The organism is Pseudoroseomonas cervicalis ATCC 49957, assembly GCF_000164635.1.
Lineage (GTDB): Bacteria > Pseudomonadota > Alphaproteobacteria > Acetobacterales > Acetobacteraceae > Pseudoroseomonas > Pseudoroseomonas cervicalis.
The window spans coordinates 44,083-47,417 of sequence record NZ_GG770784.1 but is presented as its reverse complement, the minus strand read 5'-3'; the positions used below and the strand labels follow the sequence as shown (position 1 = coordinate 47,417).

The 3,335-nt window shown below is 72.5% G+C and carries 4 protein-coding genes; 2 read left to right on the top strand and 2 right to left on the bottom strand.

Features of this window, described 5'->3' with window-relative positions; genetic code table 11:
• Positions 1-7 precede the first annotated feature (7 nt).
• Positions 8-334 (bottom strand): hypothetical protein, encoded by a 327-nt coding sequence (locus HMPREF0731_RS18285; protein ID WP_007005682.1) that lies wholly within the window; start codon positions 332-334, stop codon positions 8-10.
• A gap of 365 nt (positions 335-699) precedes the next feature.
• On the opposite strand from HMPREF0731_RS18285, the gene HMPREF0731_RS18280 reads away from it, so the two are divergent.
• Entirely contained in the window at positions 700-2,475 is a 1,776-nt protein-coding gene (locus HMPREF0731_RS18280; RefSeq protein WP_007005680.1) for a hypothetical protein, read from the top strand.
• Between the two features lie 60 nt (positions 2,476-2,535).
• Here the strand turns inward: HMPREF0731_RS18280 and HMPREF0731_RS18275 are convergent, their stop codons facing one another.
• Positions 2,536-2,964: a hypothetical protein gene (locus tag HMPREF0731_RS18275; protein WP_007005679.1), complete on the bottom strand. Its 429-nt coding sequence runs from the start codon at positions 2,962-2,964 to the stop codon at positions 2,536-2,538.
• 119 nt (positions 2,965-3,083) lie between these two features.
• Here HMPREF0731_RS18275 and HMPREF0731_RS25770 point away from each other — a divergent pair.
• The coding region (locus HMPREF0731_RS25770; protein ID WP_007005678.1) for a hypothetical protein at positions 3,084-3,335 on the top strand (252 nt) is incomplete at its 3' end.

Sequence of the window (3,335 nt, the reverse complement as noted above, 5' to 3'; positions counted from 1 at the left end):
CGCCGGCTCAGGCGGGGACCAGGGGCTCGGCCGGGGCATCCGTCCGCAGGCTCGCGGGGGCGGGGTGGGTGGCGGGGTGTGCCACCGACTGGGCGCGCAGCAGGGCCGCCAGATCCTCGGGCAGCCGCCCCTCGATCATCACGGCGGCGCCGTCGATCTCGACCATGGCGCCGGAGAGCAGGCGGGTCTCCATCTCGACCCCGCGCGGCGTGGGCTCGACCAGGCGCAACGTCTCCCGCGCGCGGTGCAGCGCGGCGGCGCGCAGCGCCTCCAGCACCTCGGCGCGGCTGAGGCGGATGCTGTGGTTGACGAAGAAGGGGGCGGATCCGGTCATGGGAGAGGTTCTCCTTCCTGGCAGCTTGGATCAGGCACGCCTGGCGGGCTTGGACGCGGCCGGATCGGCGGCGCCTCCGCGCGCATCCGGCGCGGCGCCGGCGACACCGCCGCCGCACCGTCCCGGGGACGTCCATTTTTAGCATCACCCCCCTGGCACCACCACATCGCTGATCGAGAACATGGTAAGGCAAAGCCTAACCCAGACGGCCCGGGCGCCCTGGCTCGGGGCCATCCGCGAAAAATTCTTTCCGAAAAATTGCGATGACGCATTTTTGCGTATGGATCAAAGAGCGAAAAAAGTCTAAACGCGGCGCAGGCCCCCCGCCCGAGGGGGGCGGTGTGGCGAGCGGGAGCAAGCATCGCATGGCGCGGGTCACTGGAGCAGCACGCAAGACCGCCAGGGCCGAGGAGGCCCCGGCCAAGGCGCCGCGCGCGGCGCGCGGCAAGGCCGAGGCGCAGCCCGGCCGGCTGGTCCAGCTGCAGGGCCAGGGCGCCGACGGGCCGCGCTTCTCGATCGAGCTGGTGACGCCCGAGGGCGCGACCGCGCTGCTGGCGCGCAAGCGCCCCGGCGCCGGCGAGAATGCCGCCGCCATCAACGCCTATGCCGAGGCGATGCGCGAGGGGCGCTGGATCCTCAACGGCATGCCGGTGATCCTGTCGCGCGGCGGCGTGCTGCTGGACGGGGTGCAGCGGCTGCGCGCCTGCATCAAGGCCGGGCTGCCCTTCCTGACGGTGATGGCGCAGAACATCCCCGACGACGTGCTGCACACGATCGACCAGCAGCGCCGCCGCTCCTTCGCCGGCGTGCTGGAGGCGCGCGGCATCCCGCACGCCCATGCGCTGCAATCGGCGCTGGTGAAGCTGATCCGCTACGATGACGGCAAGATGCTGCGCGGCGCCGGCACCGCCTCCTGGTCGCGCATGGACCGGGTGCTGCGGGCCAATCCCGACCTGGAGCAGGCGGTGAAGATGTCGCTGGAGAGCGAGGCCACCGCGCTGTCCGAGGCGGTGCGCACGCCGCTGCTGTTCATGGGCTTCCGGGTGGACAAGGCGGCGACGCGCCGCTTCCTCGACGCCGTCGCCTGGCCGGAGAAATATGCACCGCTGGAGCCGGGGGCGCGGATCCGCGACCTGATCGAGCTGACGCGCGGCGACCCGGCGACGCGGCTGAAGCCGGTGACGCTGTTCGCCCTGTCGATCAAGGCGCTGAACGCCACGCTGGCGGGCGAGACGCCGCGCAGCTTCGCCTGGATCGACCGCAGCGCCAACCCGACCAAGGGCGAGGAGTTCCCGCGCCTGGAGGGCTATGCCGGCCTCGACGATCCCGGCCTGCCGGGCGAGACGGAGGAGACGGCGCAGCAACTGCGCGCCGCGGTGGAGCGGCTGACGCAGGAGGAGAATGTCTTCCCGCTGTCGATCGAGACCATCACGCCGGAGATGGCCGAGGCCTATCTCGGCCACAACACGCGCAACCGCAAGATCGTGGCGGCGCATGTGGACGCCATCGCGCGCGACATCCGTGCCGGCAACTGGATGATGAACGCGCAGCCGATCTGCTTCAGCCGTTCGGGCCGGCTGCTGAACGGCCAGCACCGGCTCTCGGCGGTGATCCAGGCGGGCGAGCCGATCGAGGTGCCGGTGATGCGCGGCCTGCCGGAGGAGGCCTATGCCACCTACGACATCCACGCCAAGAAGGGCCCGCAGCTCGGCGCCGGCTTCGAGAATTTCGGCGACCGGCCGCTGATCGCCGCCGCCGCGGTGCTGCTGTGGAAGCGCGAGCTGAAGCCCGCCGGCACGCGCAACGCCAAGCCCACCCCCTCGGAGGTGATGCGCATCGTCGAGCAGCATCCGCGGCTGCTGGAGATGCGCACTTTCGGCCGCAAGATGATCGAGTTCGGCCGTGGCTCCGTGCTGGCCTATGCCGCCTATTGCATCGAGCGCGACGATGCCGAGCTGGGCCGTGTCTTCCTGGAGCGGTTCGAATCGGGCGCCGACCTGCCGCGCGGCCATCTGATCCTGGAGCTGCGCAAGCGCATGCAGATCCTGCGGCGCGAGCGCGCCAGCCAGGAGGAGCAGCTGAAGGAGCTGCTCGGCGCCTGGTCCCGCTTCAAGGAGAAGCCGGACCTCGGCCGGCTGTGAGTCGGCCGCCGGCGGCGGCCGGCCCTGACAGGAGAAAGAAGAGGGGGCGCGGGGGAGACTTCATTCTCCCCCGCTTCTTTTCCGCTCTCCCTGCCGCCGCAGCTCCGCCTCTTCCGCCTGCTGCTCGGCGCGGCGCAGGGCGGCGTGGCGCGCGGCCTCCTGCTTCTGCCGCAGGGCGATCTCCAGCCGCTTCAGCTGGGCGAAATCCTCCCGCAGCGCCTCGCGCTCGGCCTCTTCCACCTGCTCGGCCTGGCGCAGCAGGGCCAGGAGCTGGCCGCGCTGCCGGCCGGCCCGGCTGATCCAGGCGGACCAGAGCGCCATCTCTGCGGCGTCGCCCCGGGCGCGATCGGTCTCTCGCGCCGTGGCGCTGTCATGCGCCCGCAGCCGCGCCAGCTCTTCCAGCCGGGCGGTTTCGGCGGCGGCGAGGGCGGTGCGGCGGGCATCGGCCTGTTGGCGGGCCAGGCGGATCAGCAGGGGCAGGCCGTTCATGGCGGGGTGTCCCGGGCCGGGTTGCGAAGGGCCTTGGAAGCGGGCCCGGCGTCATGCTACGTCATAACCGTTTTTCGCATAACGGTCGAGGCGCGATGCGGGCATGGCGGCGTTGGCTGATGGCGGTGCCGCTGGCGGCGGGGCTGGCCGGGCTGTGGGGGGCGCAGGCGCTGTCCGGGCGCACCGCGCCGCCGCCCGGCCGCGCGCTGGTGGTGGAGGGGCAGGTCTCCGGCTCGGCCTTCCTGGTGGCGCCGGGGCTGCTGGTGACCAATGCGCATGTGGTGCTGCGCTGCCGCGCGGCGGGCCGCCCCGTGCAGGTGGCCGGCCAGCCCGGCCCCTGGCGCGTGGTGGCGGAGGCGGCGGTGACCGAT

Coding starts and splice junctions, on each gene's coding strand:
- HMPREF0731_RS18285 (WP_007005682.1), bottom strand. CDS start 334: ATGACCGGATCCGCCCCCTTCTTCGTCAACCACAGCATCCGCCTCAGC.
- HMPREF0731_RS18280 (WP_007005680.1), top strand. CDS start 700: ATGGCGCGGGTCACTGGAGCAGCACGCAAGACCGCCAGGGCCGAGGAG.
- HMPREF0731_RS18275 (WP_007005679.1), bottom strand. CDS start 2,964: ATGAACGGCCTGCCCCTGCTGATCCGCCTGGCCCGCCAACAGGCCGAT.